Annotated in this window: 1 protein-coding gene; it reads right to left on the minus strand. The window is 54.2% G+C overall.

Annotated features, from left to right (window positions below):
- Window positions 1-99: 99 nt before the first annotated feature.
- Window positions 100-1,803, minus strand: coding sequence for an SLC26/SulP family anion transporter (locus PX481_RS10925; RefSeq protein ID WP_288094576.1), 1,704 nt, complete (start codon window positions 1,801-1,803; stop codon window positions 100-102).
- Between the last annotated feature and the right edge of the window lie 366 nt (window positions 1,804-2,169).

Here is a 2,169-nt window from a genome sequence, read left to right on the forward strand (position 1 = left end):
AACCCCCTAAGCCGAGTTTTCAAGGTGCTGCGCCGTCCACTTGGTTTTCGAGACTGGCCTTTTAATTCTAACGTAAAGCCAACCTAGAACGGCGGGGTTTCAGACCCAAAATTTCCGATGAAACGCCTCGATCGCTTCCTCTAGGGTTGGATAAATACGTTCGGTCGAGATCGTCTCGGATAGGTCTCCTTTTTTTAATTGCTGATATAAATCTTGCTTCACCCGCGCCATGGCAAAAGTAATACCACTACCGATTAATTCTCGATGTAATTCTTTCAACATATCGACCGCCGTAATATCGATATCTAGAATCGCTTCGGCGTTGAGAACGAACCACTCGACGGGGACTTTCTCCGCCTCGATCGCCGCTATTACCCGTTTCCGAAAATTCTCGGCGTTGGCGAAACAGAGGGGCGCGTCGTAACGGTAGAGAACCAATCCGGGGACCGTCGTCGCGCCCTGCCAATCCTCGATGTCGTGCAGGCCCGCCAGATTCGGCACTTCCCCCAAAACCGCATCGTGTGGTCGCATCAGCCGTGCGAACAGATCGACCACCGATAACCCCACGGCAACGCCCACCCCGACGAGGATATCGGTGGCCAGGACACCGAACATGGTGACGAGCGCCAATCGGAACTCGCTGGTTTTGAAACAACGCAGACGGTTGAACTCCGAGATCTCGATCAGACGGAGCGCGGCGTAAATCACGATCGCCCCCAGGGCCGCTTTCGGAAACAGGGATAGCAGCGGGCGCAAGAACAAAAGTACCAAAATCACGATCAGAAAAGCCACGAGGGAAAACAGTTGCGATCGACTGCCCAGAGAATCGCCGATCGCCGTGCGACTGCCGCTACTGCTGACGGGAAAGCCTTGCATGATGCCGTTACCGATATTCACCGCTCCCAGGGCGAGTAATTCCTGATTGCCATCGATGCGATAGTTGTTTTTCGCCCCGAAGGCGCGGGCGGTCAAGACGTTATCGGAATAGCCAACGAGGGCGATACCGATGGCCGAGGAGAGTAAATAGACGAGCTGCTGGGAAGAAAAACCTCTCGGTACTTTCAAACTCGGTAAACCGGCGGGAATTTCCCCGATCACGGCGATGCCTCGCTCGTTCAGATCGAACAAATATACTGCCGATGTCGCCAGTAGAACCGCGAGTAAAGGGCCGGGGGCATTGGGAAAGCGACGTTGTACCACTAGCAGGAAAATTAGAACAGCGGCGGCGAGAATCAGAGTTGGTGGGTGAATCTCGGATAAATGTCCCGAAAATTCCCCGATCTGTCCGAAAAGCGATTCCGCTTTCAGTGACATCCCGCTAATTTTTCCCAACTGACCGACGATCATGATCACCGCTACTCCGGCCATGTAGCCGACGAGGATCGGTTTGGAGAGGAGATCGGCGAGAAACCCCAACCGGGCGAAAGCGGCGACGCAGCAGACGCTCCCCACGAGTAGGGCTAATAGACTGCACAGACTGGCGTAGTTGCTACTATCTCCCGCGACGAGGGGCATGATAGCGGCGGCGGTCATTACTGCCGTCGTCGATTCTGGCCCGACGGAGAGTTGTGGTGAGGAACCGAGCAGGGCATAGATGAGCAGCGGCGGTAGGATCGCCCATAATCCGGCGATCGGTTGTACTCCGGCCAGTTCCGCATAGGCCAGACATTGGGGAACGAGATAGGCTGCCACGGTGATCCCCGCAATGATATCTCCCCGCAACCAGGCCGAGCGATAGGATCGCAGGCGCTTTAACCCGGGTAGAGAAAACCGCTCCCTAGAAAAATTTAATCGAGTAGGCATCCTCATCTCTTCTCCTGTCATCGAAGTTCGGCGTTGTGGGAATATTGGTGGCAAGAAAGCGTTAAATATCCGTGAGTGGGAATGTCTTTTTTGCGGGACTTTCCCTTCAAAAGCGACCTCGACCTTTAGCCCTGGCGGAAAACTTTCCTGTCGGCGAGCGATCGCGTTTTTCCTCGCCTCTCCAGAGGGTTATCAATAAAAGCGATCGCTATTTAGGGTTGGCTGAAAAAGTTTTTCCTGGGGGCAGGGTGTGGGGTGTAGGGTGTAGGGTGTAGGGTGTAGGGTTTTAGCGATTTTGAGGGGGTCAATTACCTAATTTTCAGGGAAAAAGTCCCGGAATTTTCCACCCGATCACTCCGGGATCTG

The sequence above is a fragment of the Microcystis sp. M53603_WE2 genome, assembly GCF_030065435.1.

Bases quoted from the DNA above. Each gene is read 5' to 3' on its own strand.
- PX481_RS10925 (WP_288094576.1), bottom strand. From the start codon at position 1,803: ATGCCTACTCGATTAAATTTTTCTAGGGAGCGGTTTTCTCTACCCGGG.